The organism is Micromonospora sp. NPDC049559, assembly GCF_040676675.1.
Lineage (GTDB): Bacteria > Actinomycetota > Actinomycetes > Mycobacteriales > Micromonosporaceae > JBFAPK01.
Genome location: NZ_JBFAPK010000019.1, coordinates 115,609 through 133,125, shown reverse-complemented (window position 1 = coordinate 133,125; position 17,517 = coordinate 115,609). Strand labels below are relative to the sequence as shown.

13 protein-coding genes are annotated in these 17,517 nt (G+C 75.1%); 7 read left to right on the top strand and 6 right to left on the bottom strand.

Translation table 11 applies throughout. The features are described 5' to 3' along the window. Positions 1–135: 135 nt before the first annotated feature. A complete protein-coding gene (locus tag AB0J86_RS21235; RefSeq protein ID WP_363859287.1) occupies positions 136–972 on the bottom strand; it encodes a MerR family transcriptional regulator in 837 nt (278 codons plus the stop codon). 149 nt (positions 973–1,121) lie between these two features. Then, entirely contained in the window at positions 1,122–1,463 is a 342-nt protein-coding gene (locus tag AB0J86_RS21230) for a hypothetical protein (protein WP_363859286.1), read from the bottom strand. A 149-nt stretch (positions 1,464–1,612) separates the two neighbouring features. On the opposite strand from AB0J86_RS21230, the gene AB0J86_RS21225 reads away from it, so the two are divergent. Further along, positions 1,613–6,289, top strand: a complete 4,677-nt coding sequence (locus AB0J86_RS21225) for an ATP-dependent helicase (protein ID WP_363859285.1) — start codon at positions 1,613–1,615, stop codon at positions 6,287–6,289. Between the two features lie 54 nt (positions 6,290–6,343). Here the strand turns inward: AB0J86_RS21225 and AB0J86_RS21220 are convergent, their stop codons facing one another. After that, positions 6,344–7,300, bottom strand: coding sequence for an AraC family transcriptional regulator (locus tag AB0J86_RS21220; RefSeq protein WP_363859284.1), 957 nt, complete (start codon positions 7,298–7,300; stop codon positions 6,344–6,346). A gap of 128 nt (positions 7,301–7,428) precedes the next feature. Here AB0J86_RS21220 and AB0J86_RS21215 point away from each other — a divergent pair, with 128 nt between their 5' ends. After that, positions 7,429–8,271, top strand: a complete 843-nt coding sequence (locus tag AB0J86_RS21215; protein ID WP_363859283.1) for an NAD(P)H-binding protein — start codon at positions 7,429–7,431, stop codon at positions 8,269–8,271. Between the two features lie 193 nt (positions 8,272–8,464). On the opposite strand, the gene AB0J86_RS21210 is transcribed toward AB0J86_RS21215, so the two are convergent. Continuing rightward, positions 8,465–8,977 carry a VOC family protein gene (locus AB0J86_RS21210; RefSeq protein WP_363859282.1) on the bottom strand — a complete coding sequence of 171 codons (513 nt, stop codon included), beginning with the start codon at positions 8,975–8,977 and terminating at the stop codon, positions 8,465–8,467. A gap of 51 nt (positions 8,978–9,028) precedes the next feature. After that, positions 9,029–9,172 (bottom strand): hypothetical protein, encoded by a 144-nt coding sequence (locus AB0J86_RS21205; RefSeq protein WP_363859281.1) that lies wholly within the window; start codon positions 9,170–9,172, stop codon positions 9,029–9,031. On the opposite strand from AB0J86_RS21205, the gene AB0J86_RS21200 reads away from it, so the two are divergent. From AB0J86_RS21200 to AB0J86_RS21190, 3 genes are read left to right on the top strand one after another with little or no spacing between them, the layout of a single operon-like run. Continuing rightward, positions 9,171–10,094: an LLM class F420-dependent oxidoreductase gene (locus AB0J86_RS21200; RefSeq protein WP_363859280.1), complete on the top strand. Its 924-nt coding sequence runs from the start codon at positions 9,171–9,173 to the stop codon at positions 10,092–10,094. The two genes, AB0J86_RS21205 and AB0J86_RS21200, sit on opposite strands and share 2 nt — an antisense overlap. An 11-nt stretch (positions 10,095–10,105) precedes the next feature. After that, a complete protein-coding gene (locus tag AB0J86_RS21195; RefSeq protein WP_363859279.1) occupies positions 10,106–10,924 on the top strand; it encodes an SAM-dependent chlorinase/fluorinase in 819 nt (272 codons plus the stop codon). Between the two features lie 59 nt (positions 10,925–10,983). Further along, complete coding sequence (locus tag AB0J86_RS21190; RefSeq protein WP_363859278.1) at positions 10,984–11,229, top strand: CPCC family cysteine-rich protein; 246 nt, start codon at positions 10,984–10,986, stop codon at positions 11,227–11,229. A gap of 196 nt (positions 11,230–11,425) precedes the next feature. Here AB0J86_RS21190 and AB0J86_RS21185 read toward each other — a convergent pair whose 3' ends face one another. Further along, on the bottom strand, positions 11,426–12,652 hold the full coding sequence (locus tag AB0J86_RS21185; RefSeq protein ID WP_363859277.1) for a hypothetical protein: 1,227 nt from the start codon (positions 12,650–12,652) through the stop codon (positions 11,426–11,428). Positions 12,653–12,840: 188 nt separating this feature from the next. On the opposite strand from AB0J86_RS21185, the gene AB0J86_RS21180 reads away from it, so the two are divergent. Then, positions 12,841–13,632: a DNA-formamidopyrimidine glycosylase family protein gene (locus AB0J86_RS21180; RefSeq protein ID WP_363859276.1), complete on the top strand. Its 792-nt coding sequence runs from the start codon at positions 12,841–12,843 to the stop codon at positions 13,630–13,632. A 227-nt stretch (positions 13,633–13,859) separates the two neighbouring features. Continuing rightward, complete coding sequence (locus AB0J86_RS21175; RefSeq protein ID WP_363859275.1) at positions 13,860–17,468, top strand: hypothetical protein; 3,609 nt, start codon at positions 13,860–13,862, stop codon at positions 17,466–17,468. Positions 17,469–17,517: the final 49 nt, after the last annotated feature.

Below are 17,517 nucleotides of genomic sequence, written 5' to 3'. Positions count from 1 at the left end.
ACCAACCGGCCGGCAAGGCAATAGACCACCGTCAAAATCATCGCCTGGCCGGAATTGGGGCGCACCGCCGTCGATCTAGGGCAAATCGCGGTGATTGGAGATCAAACAACGCTGATTTGCCCTAGATCGACGAGGTCAGGGGCGGGTGACGGCGATCTGGAGTTCGGTCACGCCCTCCTCCGGCCGGTCGGCGTGGTAGTCCAGGTAGACCTCGCGGGCGTAGCCCGCGCCGACCGGCCGGTACCCGTTGTCGTCGATCCACCGGGCCAGCACCTGCATGCTCCGGTCGGCGTCGTCCATCGGGCCGTGATGGACCAACGTCGCCGCGTACTCGATGCCGGGCAGCTCGACCACGGTGAGATTGGGGTCGGCGGCCGGCACGGCCGAGACCGGGAACGCGGCGTGCACGGTGACGGCGTCGGCGGACGCGTCCGGCGCGCCGTCGTAGTACGCGATCGGCGCGCCGGTCATCTCCGTCCCGGCCCGGCGCATCCGATCCAGCAGCTGCGGATAGAGCGGCGTGAGCGCCGGCCCGATGTGCTCCGGCGCGTAGCTGGCCGCGACGGCGGAGAGCTCGGCGACGCGGATCGCCGGCACCCGCCGGAGTACGACCTCGGCGGTGTCCATGTGTCCCTCGCTTTCGATCAGCCGGAGCCTCGCCTCGACCCGGAGCAGCCGGGCGGTGTCCGCCGCGAGCTGGTCGGCCAGCTGCGCCCGGCGCAGCCGGAGCATGCCGCGCAGCTCCGTCACGTCGACCTTCTCCTCCAGCACCGCCTGCACCTGTTGCAGCGTGAAGCCGAGGTCCTTGAGGGCGATCACCCGGTTGAGCCGGGAGAGCTGGTCGGCGGCGTAGTAGCGGTAGCCGGTCGCCGGATCGACCCGGGCGGGCCGGAGCAGACCGATGGCGTCGTAGTGCCGCAGCATGCGGACCGACACCCGGCCCAGGGCGGCGAAGTCTCCGATGTTGAACATGGCACCACCTACGCTCGGGCCTGACACGGTGTCAGAGTCAAGCCCTCGCGCGCACCGCCGGGCACCGGCCGCCGTCGATCTAGGGCAAATCGCGGTGATTGGAGATCAAACAACGCTGATTTACCCTAGATCGGCGAGGCGGGGCGAGGTCAGGGGGTGCGGCGGGGCTCCACCAGCAGGTCGGGGCGGCCGAGCTGCACCACCACCTTGTTCACCACGCGCTGGGCGGCGGCGAGCGAGCGTACCGGCAGCAGCTGATCCAGGCTCTCCCGGCGCAGCACGAAGTAGTGCACGGCGGCGCGTACCCGGGCCCGGTCGGCGGCGCTCGCCTGGGTGGTCTCCACGACCAGGGCGCGCAGGCTGGCCGCGAGCCGTTCGGCCAGTTCGAGGTCGGGGCCGCGGAGTCCCGGGCGTACGGCGGCGAGGTGGCTGTCCACCTTGCGGATGAGCACATCCGTTGCCGGCTGGCTCTCTCGCCGAACGACGGTCATCCGGCCTCCTCCAGTACCCGGCAGTCGCGAGAGAAGTTACTGTAGGTCGCGCGCCACTAGCAAGCAGTTAAGTAAGACTTAATGCCATAGAACCGGCCAAAGATGGTGCTATCCCCGGGTTGTCGGAGCGGCCAGGCAGGATAGGAGTCGTGGACGACGTACTGGCCCGCTTCGGGGAGGCGACCCGCACCTGGTTCGGCGCCGCCTTCGCCGCCCCGACCGGCGCGCAGGCGGGGGCCTGGCGGGCGGTCGGCGCCGGCCGCAATGCCCTCGTCGTCGCGCCGACCGGCTCCGGCAAGACCCTCGCGGCCTTCCTCTGGTCGCTCGACCGGCTCGCGGCGACGCCTCCGCCGGAGGACCGGCAGCGCCGGTGCCGGGTGCTCTACGTCAGCCCGCTGAAGGCCCTCGCCGTCGACGTCGAACGCAACCTGCGCGCCCCGCTCGCCGGCATCCGGCACGCGGCCGTCCGGCTCGGCATGCCGCCGCCCGAGATCACCGTCGGCATGCGTACCGGCGACACCCCGGCCGACGAGCGCCGCGCGTTCGCCCGTACCCCGCCGGACATCCTGATCACCACGCCCGAGTCGCTCTTCCTGCTGCTCACCTCGTCGGCGCGGGACGCGCTGCGCGGCGTCGAGACCGTCATCGTCGACGAGGTGCACGCGGTGGCCGCCACCAAGCGCGGCGCCCACCTGGCGCTCTCGCTGGAGCGGCTGGACGAGCTGCTGCCCCGGCCGGCCCAGCGGATCGGGCTCTCCGCCACGGTACGGCCGATCGAGGAGACGGCTCGCTTCCTCGGCGGCGCCCACCCGGTCGAGGTGGTCACGCCCCCGACCGCCAAGACGATCGAGGTCAGCGTCGAGGTACCGGTCGAGGACATGACCCGCCTCGACGAGCAGGAGACGCCGCTCGACGACGAACTGGGCGTACCCCGCCGCGCGTCGATCTGGCCGGCGGTCGAGGAGCGGGTCTACGGGCTGATCCGCCAACACCGCTCGACCATCGTCTTCACCAACTCGCGCCGAGGCGCCGAACGGCTCTGCGCCCGCCTCAACGAGCTGGCCGCCGCGGACGCCGGCATCGCGCCGGCACCGTCGGCACGGCCGCCCGCCGAGGTGATGGCCCAGTCCGGTACGGCCGGCGGCGCGGCACCGGTCATCGCCCGCGCCCACCACGGCAGCGTCTCCCGGGAGGAGCGCAAGCACATCGAGGAGGCGCTCAAGTCGGGGCAGCTCCCGGCCGTGGTCGCCACCTCCAGCCTGGAGCTCGGCATCGACATGGGCGCGGTCGACCTGGTCGTCCAGATCGAGGCGCCGCCCAGCGTCGCCGCCGGTCTGCAACGGGTGGGCCGGGCCGGGCACCAGGTCGGGGCGGTCTCCCGGGGGGTCGTCTTCCCGAAGCACCGCGGCGACCTGCTCTCCTGCGCGGTGGTCGCCGAGCGGATGGTCGACGGGGCGATCGAGGAGCTGCGCTATCCGCGCAACCCGCTCGACGTGCTCGCCCAGCAGATCGTCGCGATGGTCTCGCTCGACCCGTGGCGCCTCGGCGACCTCGCCACCCTGGTACGCCGCGCGGCGCCCTTCGCGGAGCTGCCCGACTCGGCGCTGCACGCCGTGCTGGACATGCTCTCCGGCCGGTACCCCTCCACCGCCTTCGCCGAGCTGCGCCCGCGCCTGGTCTGGGACCGCGCCACCGACCTGCTCAGCGGCCGGCCCGGCGCCCAGCGGCTCGCCGTCACCAGCGGCGGCACCATCCCCGACCGGGGCCTCTTCGGAGTCTTCCTGGCCGGCGCGGAGCGGGCCGCCCGGGTCGGCGAGCTGGACGAGGAGATGGTCTACGAGTCGCGTGTCGGCGACGTCTTCCTGCTCGGCTCCTCATCGTGGCGGATCGAGGACATCACCCCCGACCGGGTGTTGGTCTCCCCCGCGCCCGGCCAGGCGGCCCGGATGCCGTTCTGGAAGGGCGAGTCGCTGGGCCGGCCGGTCGAGCTGGGCAAGGCCATCGGCGGCCGGCTGCGCGCCCTGGTCCGGCAGGACGAGGACACCGCCACGGCGGCGCTGCGCGCGGGCGGACTGGACGAGTGGGCCGCCGGCAACCTGCTGAACTACCTGCGCGAGCAGCGGGAGGCCACCCGGGCGCTGCCCGACGACCGTACGGTGGTGGTCGAGCGGTTCCGCGACGAGCTGGGCGACTGGCGGTTGGCCGTCCACTGTGTCCTCGGCGCCCGGGTGAACGGCCCGTGGGCGCTGGCCATCGGCCGCCGCCTCGCCGAGCGGTACGGCGTCGACGCCCAGGTGGTCCCCTCCGACGACGGGATCGTGGTGCGGCTGCCCGACACCGCCGACGCGCCGCCCGGCGCGGAGCTGGTCGCCTTCGACCCGGACGAGATCGCCCGGCTGGTCGAGGAGTCGGTCGGCACCTCGGCCATGTTCGCCGCCCGGTTCCGCGAGTGCGCCGCCCGGGCGCTGCTGCTGCCCCGCCGCGACCCGCGCCGCCGCCAGCCGCTCTGGCAGCAGCGGCAGCGCGCCGCGCAGCTGCTCGACGTCGCCCGCGAGTACCCGGAGTTCCCGATCACCCTGGAGGCGGCCCGGGAATGCCTCCAGGACGTCTTCGACGTGCCGGGGCTCACCGCGCTGATGCGGGAGCTGGCCGGCCGCCGGGTACGTCTGGTCGAGGTGGAGACCCCGCAGCCCTCGCCGTTCGCCCGGTCGCTGCTCTTCGGCTACGTCGGCGCCTTCCTCTACGAGGGCGACGCCCCGCTGGCCGAGCGCCGGGCCGCCGCGCTGGCGTTGGACTCCGCGCTCCTGGGCGAGCTGCTCGGCCGGGTCGACCTGCGCGAGCTGCTGGAGCCGGCGGTGGTGGCCGAGACGGAGCGGCGGTTGCGGTGGCTCACCGACGAGCGGCGACCGCGCGACGCCGAGGACGTGGTGGAGCTGCTCCGGCTGCTCGGTGACCTCTCCGACGCCGAGCTGGCCGAGCGGGGCGCCGAACCGGCCTGGCTGACGGAGCTGGCCGCCGCCCGCCGGGTGCTGCGGGTCCGGGTCGCCGGCGAGGAGCGCTGGATCGGCGTGGAGGACGCGGGGCGGATGCGCGACGCGCTCGGCGTGGCGCTTCCGGTCGGGGTCGCCACCGCGTACCTGGAACCGGTCGCCGATCCGCTCGGCGACCTGGTCGCCCGCTACGCGCGTACGCACGGGCCGTTCCGGGCGGCGACCTGCGCGGCCCGCTTCGGGCTCGGGGTCTTCGTGGTGGAACAGGCGCTGCGCCGGCTCGCGGCGACCGGCCGGGTCGTCTCCGGTGAGTTCTCGCCGCTCTTCGGCGCGGTGCCGGAGGTGAACGCGGGCGCGGACGCCGGCGCGACCCCGGTCGCCGTGCCGGGCGGGCTGGAGTGGTGCGACGCGGAGGTGCTGCGGCTGCTGCGGCGCCGGTCGCTCGCCGCGCTGCGGCGGGAGATCGAGCCGGTACCGCCCCGGGCGCTCGCCGCCTTCCTGCCCCGCTGGCAGCAGCTGGGCTCGTCGGCCCGGGGCGTGGAGGCGGTCGCCGCCGCGCTGGAGCAGTTGCAGGGGGTGGCGGTGCCGGCTTCGGCACTGGAGCGCCTGGTGCTGCCCGGCCGGGTGGCCGACTACTCCCCCGCCTACCTGGACGAGCTCTGCGCCAGCGGCGAGGTCGTCTGGGCCGGCTCGGGCGCGATCGCGGGCGGCGACGGCTGGGTGACGCTGGCGTACGCCGACACCGCCCCGCTGCTGCTGCCCCCGCCCGACGAGGCACTCGCGCTGACCCCGCTGCACCGGGCGGTGCTCGACGCGCTCGACGGCGGGCAGGCGCTCTTCTTCCGTGCCCTCGCCGACCGGGTCGCCGCCGCCGCGTCCGCCGACCGGTCCGGCGCCACCGGGTACCAGGCGGCCGGCGCCGACGACGCGGCCGGCCGGATCGGCGCCCCGGACGACGCCACGCTGGTCGCGGCGCTCTGGGACCTGGTCTGGGGCGGATGGATCACCAACGACACGCTCGCCCCGCTGCGCGCGGTACTCAGCGGCGGCGGCGCCCACCGGGCCAGGCCCGGCGCGCCGCGCACCCGGTACCGCCGGCCGGGGCGCGCGGTGCTGCCCGCCCGGGGCGGCCCGCCCACCGTCGCCGGCCGCTGGTCCCGCCTGCCCGAACGCGACGCCGATCCGACCCGGCGGGCGGCGGCCCTCGCCGACGTGCTGCTCGAACGGCACGGCGTGGTCACCCGCGGCGCGGTCGCCGCCGAGGGGATCACCGGCGGCTTCGCGGCGGTCTATCCGGTGCTGGCCGCGCTGGAGGAGCGCGGGGCGGCCCGGCGCGGCTACTTCGTCGAGGGGCTCGGCGCCGCCCAGTTCGCGGTGGCGGGGGCGGTCGACCGGCTCCGCGCGCTGGCCGAGCCGGTCGAGACCGGCCGGGCGACCGGCGGGAACCCACTGGTCCTCGCCGCCACCGACCCGGCGAACCCGTACGGCGCCGCGCTGCCCTGGCCGGAGCGCGTCGTCGACTCCGGCGACGGTACGGCGACGCCGGCCGGCGGGCACCGGGCCGGACGCAAGGCGGGCGCCCTGGTGGTGCTGGTCGGCGGCGCGCTGGTGCTCTACGTCGAGCGCGGCGGACGTACCGTCCTCTCCTTCGCCGACGACCCGGACGCGCTGGCCGCGGCCGCCAAGGCGCTCGCCGACGCGGTGCACTCGGGCGCGCTCGGGGCGGTCTCGGTGGAGCGCGCCGACGGCGAACCGGTGGCCGCCTCGCCGCTACGCGACGCGCTGACCGCCGCCGGCTTCCGCGCCACCCCGCGCGGGCTGCGGCTGCGCGGCTGAGCGGCCCGGCACGCCGCCCGGACTCCGGCTCCGCCGCTCAGGCTGAGGGACGGCTCAGCGGGCGCGGGCCCGCCCGGGGGACGCGCCGATCCGGCTCGTACCGCGGTAGGTGCCCGGCGTGGTGGCGTACTCGCGCCGGAATGCCTTGGCGAACGCGAACGCGGAACCGTACCCGACGGCGACCGCCACCTGCCCGAGGGTCTTGTCGGTGTCGCGGAGCAGCCGCGCGGCGGTGGTCATCCGCCAGCGCGTGAGGTACGTCAGCGGCGGCTCGCCGACGAGCGTGGTGAAGCGGCGGGCGAAGGCGGCCCGGGACAGCCGCGCCGTGTCGGCCAGTTTCTCGACCGTCCAGGGGTGCGCGGGTTCGGCGTGGATGGCGGCCAGCGCCCGCGAGGTGACCGGATCGGCCAGCGCCGCCGACCACCCGCCCGCGTTGTCGCCGTCGGCCAGCCAGGCCCGCAGCATGTACACCAGCAGGGCGTCGACCAGTGCCGGTGTCACCACCGTCGCGCCCGGCGGCTCGTGTGCCAGCTCCTCGCCGAGCAGTTCGACCATCGCGCGCAGGCCCCGGTGCCGGCCGGGCAGCGCGGACAGGTGCATCACCTCGGGCAGATCGCGCAGCAGCGGGTGCGGGTTGTGCCGGTGCAGCCGGTAGGCGCCGCAGACGATGGTCGACCGGCCGCCCGGACCCGGCAGGACCACCCGGCCGAGCGGCGCCGACGGCGAGCTGCGGGACGGCGCGAAGTCCGTGAGCGGGACGTCGGGCTCCGAGACGACGGCGTGCGTGGCGCCGCGCCCGAGCAGCACCACGTCGCCAGGGCCGAGCGCGACCGGCTCGAACTCGGCGCTGTCCGGCAGCGGCGTCAGCCAGCAGGTGCCCTGGAGGACGACGTGGAACGCGGCGCCGGTGACGTGGCCGAAGCGCAGCCCCCAGGGCGCGCGCGCCTCGGTGTGCGCGGCGACCGGCCGGCCGACCCGCATGGCGCTGAGGATGTCCGCGAGCACGTCCATGACGGAACAGTAGCCGTCTTCGATGGCGAGACGGAAGGACAATCTCAGGAGCGTGACAACCATTTTTCGTCTCGCCACTGCCGCCTAGCTTGGTGGTCACAGGCAACCGCTAGAGAGTGGGAGACGCGATGACCGTCTGGATAGAGGGCGCCACGGGCAAGGTCGGCCGGCGGGTCGTGGCGGCCCTGGCGACCGCCGGGATACCGGTACGGGCGGCGAGCCGGCACCCCGGAGAACCGTCACCCGGCGTGACCCCGGTGCGCTTCGACTGGTACGACCCGACGACCTGGTCGGGAGCGCTGGGCGACGCCGACACGCTGTTCCTCAAGGGGCTGGACTCCGACGACGACAACAGCGGGGACATGTTCGCCCGGCTGCTCGACTCGGCGCCGAACGCCCGGCGCGTGGTGCTCATGACGGCGATGGGTGTCGACCGTTCGCCGGTCGACGCGCCACGGCACGTCCTGGAGCGGGTGGTGCGGAACTCCGGGAAGGCGTGGACCATCCTGCGGCCGAACTGGCTCATGCAGAACTTCGACGAGGACGAGTGGGTCTACGCCCGGGCGATCCGCGAGGAGAACGAACTGTACGCCGGCAGCGGCGACCGGGTGGTCAGCTTCGTCGACACCCGGGACGTCGCCGACGCCACCGTGACCGTACTGACCGAGGACGGGCACGACGGGCAGGGCTACACCCTGACCGGCCCGGAGGCGGTGACCTTCGGCGAGGTGGCCGAGGTGCTGAGCCGGGCCTCGGGCCGCCCCATCCGGCACGTCGACGCGGACCTCACCGCGCACCGGGCCCACTTCGCCCGGTCCGGCCGCCCCGACGCCTGGGTCGACCACATGATGCACCTGTTCGTACTGGTCCGGGCCGGGGTGTTCTCGGCCGTCACCGACGACTTCCGGCGGCTCACCGGCAACCCGCCGCGCACCCTGGAGGCGTACGCGAAGGAAGCCTTCGGACGGTGACGGTGGGTGCCGGGCCCGGTCGGGGGGGCGGGCACGGCACCCACCGGTCGGTGGCCGCCTCGCCGCCGCGCGACGCGCTCACGGCCGCCGACTTCCGGGCGACGCACCGGGGCTCGGGCCATGCGCCTGACCGGAGGAAGGCCCAGGGGCGGCGCGGCGGGATGACCGGCATCGTCGCGCCGCCCCGGGTGGGTCAGCCGCCCCGGACGAAGCCGCCGCGGGGTGTGATCAGTTCGAGGTTGTTGCCATCCGGGTCGTTGAAGTACGCCACCTCGGTGCCGACCGCGTCCTTGGCCGACACCTCCTCGTCGGCAAACCGGTACGGCTCACCGAGGAACTCGACGCCGGCCTGTCGCATCCGGGCGTACACGTCCGCCAGGTTCTCGACCTCGAAGCAGAGGTGCATCGACCCTGGCCGGTTGGCCGTGGCCGGCACCGGCTCACCCCTCGGCTCCTGGAACTCGATGACGTCGAGGTTGAGGTTCGTCAGGTGGAACGTCGCGTACCGCAGCTTCGTCACCGGCAGCCCGGCGCCCCGGGCGAATCCGGGCCCCTCGATGGTCTCGTCCCGGACCGCGGGCGCGATGCCGGTCAGCGCCTCGTAGAACGGTACCGAGCGATCGAGGTCGGCGACGGAGATGCCGACGTGGTCGACCGATTTCAGGCTGAAGGACGGTCCCTGCTGGCTGTTTCGTGAGTTGGTCATCGGTGTCAACTGCCCTGACAGATGGGGCGTAAACCGTCGTATCACCCGGCATCAGGCGGCGCGGATGCGGCAGGCGGTGGCCGACGAGGTGCTCAGCGCGTACGTCAGCGCGTCGGGCGCCGGGGCCGCGACACCGGCGCCGCCGGGCGGCCCCTGACGCCGGTGCGCCCGGCGGGCGTGCGAAGGTGACGGCATGCGTTTGGTCATCTTCACCGAGCCCCAGCAGGGCGCCTCCTACGCGGAGCAGCTGCGGGTCGCCCAGCACGCCGAGGAGCTGGGCTTCGACGGCTACTTCCGGTCGGACCACTTCGTCGCGATGGGCGACGCCTCCGGGCTGCCCGGCCCCAGCGACGCCTGGGCCACGCTCGCCGGCCTGGCGGTGCAGACCAGCCGGATCCGGCTCGGCACGCTGGTCACCTCGGCCACCTTCCGGCTGCCCGGGCCGCTGGCGATCACCGTGGCGCAGGTGGACCAGATGAGCGGGGGGCGGGTCGAGCTGGGGCTGGGCGCGGGCTGGTTCGAGGCCGAGCACACCGCGTACGGCATCCCCTTTCCGCCGGTGCGGGAGCGGTTCGACCGGCTGGAGGAGCAGCTCGCCATCGTCACCGGGCTGTGGCGTACGCCGGAGGGCGAGCGCTTCAGCTACCACGGCGAGCACTACCAGCTCACCGACTCGCCCGCGCTGCCGAAGCCGGCCCAGCACCCCGCCCCGCCGGTGATCATCGGTGGCGCCGGACCGCGCCGTACCCCCGACCTGGCCGCCCGGTACGCCGACGAGTTCAACGTCCCGTTCCGCCCGCTGGACGAGACCCGCCAGATGTACGAGCGGGTGACGGCGGCCTGCGAGCGGGTGGACCGGGCCGGGTCCGGGCGCGCGCCGCTGGTCTTCTCGGCCGCCCAGCCCATCGCGGTCGCCCGCACCGACGCGCAGGCCAAGGAGCGGGCCGAGAAGATCGGCTGGACCCCGCCGCTGTACGGCAGCCCGGACCAGGTGGTCGACCAGATCGGGCAGTGGGCCGAGCTCGGCGCGAGCCGGTTCTTCCTGCAGATCCTCGACCTGGCCGACCTGGACCACCTCGACCTGATCGCGGGCGAGGTCCTCCCGCAGCTCGGCTGAGCGACGCCGTCGTGTCCGGTTACGGCTGGATCAGCCTCACCACCGACTACGGCCGCTCCGACGGTTTCGTCGCCGCCTGCCACGGGGTGATCGCCCGGATCGCCCCGGCGGTACGGGTCATCGACGTCACGCACGAGATACCGCCGGCCGACGTGACCCGGGGCGCGGCGGTGTTGGCCCAGACCGTCGGGTACCTGCCGCCGGCGGTGCACGTCGCCGTGGTCGACCCCGGCGTGGGTACCGCCCGGCGCGGGGTGGCGGTCGGTACGCCCGGCGGGGTGCTCGTCGGGCCGGACAACGGGCTGCTGCCGTGGGCGGCGGAGACACTGGGCGGGGTGGACGCCGCGGTGGAGCTGACCAACCCCGAGTGGTTCCCGGCCGGCGTCTCGGCCACCTTCCACGGCCGGGACGTCTTCGCCCCGGCGGCGGCGCGGCTGGCGCTCGGCGCGCCGCTGGCCGCCGCCGGTACCGCGATCGACCCGGCGAGCCTGGTCCGGCTCCCGGAACCGGTGGTCGCCAGCGGCGACGGGTGGCTGGAGGCCCAGGTGCTGACGGTGGACCACTTCGGCAACGTACAGCTCGCCGCCCCGGCGGCGAGCCTGGCACGGCTGGGGCGCGCGCTGCTGGTGGGGCCGCTGCGCGCGACCCGGGCCAGCACGTTCGGCGAGGTGCCCGTGGGCGAGCTGGTCGTCTATCCCGACTCCGCCGGCCTGGTCGCGATCGCGGTCAACACCGGCCGCGCCGACCGGCGGCTCGGGGTCGCCCCAGGCGAGATCATCCGGGTCGCCGACGCGCCCGATCCCGCCCCTCGGGACACAGTCGATCATTGAGGGCGAAACGCGGATGTCGATGGCGCGCCGGTCCCGCCCGCTGTGGAATGCTCTAGTCCGTGGCTCAGCACTCGATCGACGTCGAACTCTGTCCCTGCTGCGGTTACCGGACCGGGGCCGGCACCTGCCCGGTCTGTTTCTGGACCAACGACGGGCAGGGCGACCCCGACGCGGACGTGGTGCGGGGCGGGCCGAACGGTGAGTTGAGCCTGACCGACGCCCGGCTGAACTTCGCCATCTACGGCGCCAGCCACCCGCGCTACCAGGAGATGGTCCGGGCGCCGCGCCCGGACGAACAGCCCTGACGTTCCGCGGCCGCGCCGGGCCCGCCGCGCGGCGCGCCTTTGCTCCGGGTCGGGCCCGGCGTCCCCGGCGAATCCCGTCAGGCTTGATGTCTTCGCCGGTGACGCCGGGCCCCACCTTTCGGTGGTCGCGGCGCGCGCAATGCGAAAACACCGCCCGTCGGGTGAGCGTCCGGCGGGCGGTGTTCGCGGTTCGGGCTCAGCAGGCGGGTACGGCCTCGCCGGTGGTGGCCGAGATGTACGAGTGGCTGACGAACTCGCCGGTGGCGAGCCGGTCCCAGCGGGTGGTGGTGCCGTACGGGCCGGCCACGGAGGTACCGGTCACCCAGCACTCGATCGGCACCTTGGCGTACTGCGCGGCCAGGCCCTTGACCGCGTAGCTGGTCCCCGGGCCGCTACGGATGTTGAGCGGCCCGCTGCCGACGGTGCCCCGGGAGCCGGTGCCGGTCCAGAGGTAGGAGACGTTCACCCAGGCGTTGTTGGTGAGCAGCAGCCCGTCCCAGAAGGTGCCGTCGGCCAGGTCGATCCCGGCCGGGTTGGCCACCGTGCTGCCCCGGTCGTTCTTGCCGCCGTTGTAGCCGTCCTGGTACGCGGCCTGCGCCTCCGGCTTGCCCTGGGGCAGGTCGGCGAAGGTCTCGCGGACGGTCGGCGGGTTCCAGTAGTCGTCCCGCAGGTTCCACGGGCCGCGCTCCCAGACCGGCGCGTACTCGCAGCGGCTGCCGCTGGTGGTGCAGACCTTCGCCGTGTAGTCGCCGGTGTTCTTGGGCGACAGGCTGCGCGCCGAGGGGAAGGAGACGAAGTGGTCCCGTGAGGTGATCACGTGCCCGTTGGCGGTCATGCCACCGACCAGCCCCTCCCGGGTGGCGTAGACCTGGTAGGTCAGCCCGGGGGTGGCCGCCGCGGTGACGGCGACCGAGTCGGCGCGCAGCCGCAGGGCGCTGGCGGTCGGGGCGGCCTCGGGCCGCTCGGCGGTCAGCACGATCCGCGCCTGGACCTGGTCGACCGGGCGGTCGAAGACGGCGGGCGCGGTCGCGGTGGCGGTACGCCACTCGGTCCAGTCCGCCCCGCGCAGCCCGCGTACCTCGACCTCGGCGCCGCCGCCCGGGCGGGCGGCGGCGGCCAGCTCGGCGCGTACCCGGTTGGCCGGGGTGGCGAGCCGGTGCGGGGTGAGCAGCAGCATGCCCTCGGCGGCGGCCCGCCGGCCGGCCCGGGACGGGTTCGGGTCGGCCAGCCGGAGCCCGGCCGCGCCGGTCCCGACGTTGACGTCGTCGGCGTCGACGGTGCCGAGGTCGGCGGTCCACTCGTTGCCCTCGGCCGGCGGGCTGGCGGGCGCGGCGGGCGCGGCCACGGCCGGCGCGGCGGCCAGCACGGCGACGACGGTGCCGGCCAGGGCGGCCAGGGTCGGACGGGATCTGCGGTACGTCATCGGGGTTCTCCTTGCCGCCACAGCCGTTCCGGCGGCGCTCGGGGTCGAGGATTTTCGATGCGTCGGCCGACGATGTGTAGAAAAGCACCGATCATCGTCCGGAGTCAAGAAGAAAACCTGCAAGCCGCGGCGGGCGGGCACGGCGGGCGGTGGTGGCGTTCGGAGCGGCCGGTGGGCACGATTGGGGGATGCCCGAGGGCGACACCGTCTGGAACACGGCCCGCGCACTGCACCGCGCGCTGGCCGGCGGGCGGCTGACCGCCGCGGACTTCCGGGTACCGCAGCTCGCCGCGACGCGCCTGGCCGGCTGGCGGGTGCTGGAGTCGGTGAGCCGGGGCAAGCACCTGCTGCTACGACTCGCCGATCCGGCCGGCGAGCAGCGCCGGACGCTGCACTCGCACCTGCGGATGGACGGCGCCTGGCGGGCGTACGCCCCGGGCGAGCGCTGGGCGGCCCGCCCGGCCCACCAGATCCGGGTGGTGCTGCGCACCGCCGACGCGGTGGCGGTCGGCTACCACCTGCACGAGTTGGCGCTGGTGCCCACGGCCGAGGAGGAGACCCTGGTCGGGCGGCTCGGCCCGGACCTGCTCGGCCCCGACTGGGACCCGGCCGAGGCGGTACGCCGGCTGGCCGGGCACCCGGACACGACCATCGCCGAGGCCCTGCTCGACCAGGCGAACCTGGCCGGGGTGGGCAACCTCTACAAGAGCGAGCTGCTCTTCCTGCGCGGCCTCTGGCCGTGGACCCCGGTCCACGACGTACCCGACCTCCCGGGCGTCGTGGCGCTGGCCCAGCGGCTGCTGGCGGCGAACCGGGGACGCTGGGCGCAGAGCACCACCGGCTCGCTGCGCCGGGGCCAGACCAGCTACGTGTACGGCCGCCGCGGCGAGCCCTGCCGGCGCTGCGGTACCCCCGTCCGTGGCCAGGAGCAGGGCGAACGGGTTACGTACTGGTGCCCGTCGTGCCAGCCAGCCCCCTGAGAAGGTGTTCGGGAAGGCGCCTCCGTCGCGAGCCGTCACACCCAACCGCGTCCGGACTGTGCCCCGGTGCCGGTATCCGCCCCATCCGGCAACCCCGGCACGTATCCCGCCGCCCGCGCCCGCCGTTTGTCAGTTTGCGGGTGACCAGGCGATGCCGCGGCGGGGCGGCGCCGACCGGCCGGAGCCGGGCGCGGAGGGCCACCGGCGGGTGGGGGGAGGCGGGTGCGATGTTCAGGAAGTGGACCGGCCGTTCCGGCCGGCGGGAGGAGCCCGGAGCCGGCCGCACCGCGACCGACCCGCCCGTACCGGCGGCCCGTACCGGTGCCGATCCCCCGGTGCCGGGCGCCGGGCTGAGCCCCTCCGCCCACCCGGACTACTTCGGTCCCGTCCCGCACTACGCCACCAGCCCGCTGCCCCGGCTCGACCCGTCCGGGGAGGTGCAGCGGGGCACCGGGATCCGCAAGTTCGTCGACTCGCTGCCCGGCCTCGGCCCGGCCGGCACGAACGACCTCGGCAACCATCTGCCGGTCGCGGTACCCGACACGGTGACCTATCCGGGCAGCGACTACTACGAGATCGCCCTGGAGGAGTACACCCAGCGGATGCACCGGGACCTCCCGGCGACCCGGCTGCGCGGGTACCGGCAGATCAACAACGGTACGGACCGCGGCGGGCACAACACGGTCGCCCCGCCCGCGCGCCCCTGCTACCTCGGGCCGGTGATCCGCGCCCGGCGGGACCGACCGGTACGGGTGAAGTTCGTCAACCGGCTGCCGACCGGCCCGGCGGGGCGGCTCTTCCTGCCGGTGGACCCGACCCTGCCCGGGGCCGGCACCGGCCCGCTCGGCGGCGCCGAGGCGTACCCGCAGAACCGGGCGGTGCTGCACCTGGCCGGCGCCACGACCGCCTGGATCAGCGCCGGCTCGGCGCGGCAGTGGTTCGCCCCGGCCGGCGAGGAGACGTCCTACCCGCGCGGGCCCGGCTACGCCCGCGTGCCGGACATGCCCGACCCCGGGCCGGGGGCGGTGACCCTGTACTACCCGAACCGGGCCAGCGCCCGGCTGCTCTGGTTCCACGACCAGGCCGAGGGGATCGGCCGGCTCAACCTCTACGCCGGGGCGCTCGCGCTCTACCTGCTGGAGGACCCGGTCGAGCGCCAGCTCGTCGCGGACGGCGCGGTGCCGGCCGAGCAGATCCCGCTGGTGATCCAGGACAAGACGTTCGTGCCGGACGCCGCCCAGTTGGCCGCCCAGGACCCGACCTGGGACGTGTCCCGCTGGGGCGACCGGGGCAGCCTCTGGTTCCCGCACGTCTACCTGCCCCGGCAGAACCCGGGGCACGGCAGCGGCCGGAACCCCACCGGACGCTGGGACTACGGGCCCTGGTGCTGGCCGTCCGGGCCGCCGCCGGCGCACGGCCCGGTCCCCAACCCGTACCACGATCCGGCCGCCCACCCGACGCAGCCGGAGCTGGCGCCGGGCACCCCGACGCCGTCGGCGGTGCCGGCCGCGTACCTGGACACCCCGGTGGTCAACGGCGTCGCCTACCCGTACCTGCGGGTGAGCCCCCGGGCGTACCGGTTGCGCATCCTCAACGCCTGCACCGAGCGCGCGCTCAACCTCCAGCTCTACCGGGCCGCCGCCGACGGGCCGATGTGGCACCCGGACGGTTCGCTCGCCGACGCCGCCGCCGGCGAGGTACCGATGGTCGCGGCGACGCCGGGCCGGGAACTGCCCCCGGACTGGCCGACCGACGCCCGCGAGGGCGGCGTGCCGGACCCCCGCGCGGCCGGTCCGGAGTGGATCCAGATCGGCAACGAGGGCGGCCTGCTGCCGGCGCCGGTGGTGCTGCGCCCCCGGCCGGTCGACTACGGGTACGACCGGCGCGACGGCGGCGTGCTCAACGTCACCGGGCACACGCTGCTGCTCGGCCCCGGGGAGCGGGCCGACGTGGTGGTCGACTTCTCGGCCGTACCACCCGGCTCGAACGTGATCCTCTACAACGACTGTCCCGCGCCGATGCCGGCCTTCGACCCCCGGTACGACCACCGCACCGGCGGGCCGGACCGCCGCGAGCAGGGCGGGGCGCCGCCCACCCGGCCCGGCTGGGGGCCGAACACGCGAACCCTGCTGCAATTCCAGGTGACCGGCGAACCGGCGGCGCCGTTCGACCCGGCCCCGCTGGCCGAGCGGCTCCCCGCCGCGTACGCGGCCAGCCAGCCGCCCCCGGTCGTCCCCCAGCGCGCCTACGACCCGGCGTTCGGCACCGCCACCGGCCGGGACGTACGGGTCGCCGTGCACGACCGCGCCGTCACCTTCGCCCCGTCGGGCGGGACCGGGCCGGTGACGCTGGCGGTGCGCGTCAAGACGATCCAGCGCTCCTTCGACGCCGCGTACGGGCGCGAGCGCACCCTGCTCGGCGTGGCGCCGCCGGTCGACGCGCCGGCCGGTCCGGGCGGCGTCGGGCTCCGCTCGGTCGATCCGCCCACGGAGGTCGTCTTCCCGTCCGACCCGGCCGCGCCGGTCGGCTCGGCCGGGGACGGTACCCAGCTGTGGCGGATCAGCAACACCGGCCCGGAGACGCAGTTCGTGCACTTCCAGCCGGGCAACGTGCAGGTCGTCAACCGGGTCGGCTGGGACGGCGCGATCCACCCGCCGGACGGCAACGAGCTGGGCTGGAAGGAGACCGTACGGATCGACCCGCGCACGGACGTGGTGGTCGCGCTGCGCCCCGTCCTCCCCGCCGGCCTGCCGTTCAAGGTCGGCGACAGCGTCCGGGCGTACGCCCCGCACCGGCCCGCCGGCGGCACCGAGGGCCTCACCCAGCTCGCCCCGGAGACGGGGCAGCCGGCGACCGTGACCAACCGGGTCGCCAACCTCGGCTGGGAGTACGCCTGGCAGAGCCAGCTCCTCGGCCACCAGGAACACGACGCCCGGCGCCCGCTGGTGCTGCGGGTCAGCCCCGCGCAGCCCACCGGGCTGACCGCCACGCCGGTGCCGGGCGGCCCGACCCGGCTGCCGGCGGTCGCGCTGGTCTGGACGAACAACGCGACCCGCCCGGCGGCCACCATCAGCGTGATCGAGCGGGCCACCGACGCCACCTTCACCACCGGACGGACCAGCTTCGCCGTACCGGCGGGCAGCCGCGCGTACACCGACGCCAGCGTGGTGCCCCGGACCACGTACCACTACCGTCTGCGGGCGGAGAACCAGGCCGGCTACTCCGCCTGGTCGAACACCGCCAGCGCGGCGGTGGGGCTGCTGGCCCCGAGCGGGCTGACGGTCGCGATCCCCGCCAACCCGCCGCTGCGGGCGGCGCTGGCGTGGCAGAACCAGTCCTTCGCCACCGGTGTCGACATCCAGCGCGCCACCAACCCGACCTTCACCAGCGGGCTCGCCACCACCGGCGTACCGGTCGCCACCGACCACGTGGACGCCACGATGACCCCGGAGACCACCTACTACTACCGGGTCCGCACCCGCTATCTCGGCGCGGTCTCACCCTGGTCGAACATCGCCATCGCGATCGCCCCGGGCGTGCCGGAGGTACCGGCGGGCCTCACCGCCACCGCGAGCGTCTCCGGCCCGGACACCGCCGCGATCGAGCTGCGCTGGCGGATGGAGCCGGCGGGCGCCACCAGCGGTTTCGTCCTCCACGGCGGCACCGATCCGATCTTCAGTACCGGTTTCAGCAGCGTCACCGTTCCCGGTACCGCGCGCGGCCACACCGTCAGCGGGCTGGCCCGGGGCCGCACCTACCACTACCGCCTCCAGGCGCTGAATCCCGTCGGCGGGTCGGCCTTCACCGGCACCGTCTCGGTGACCACGCCGGCCTGAGCCGCCCGCCGGCGTGCTGGTTGCCCCGGGCGGCTGTTGGCCGCCGCCG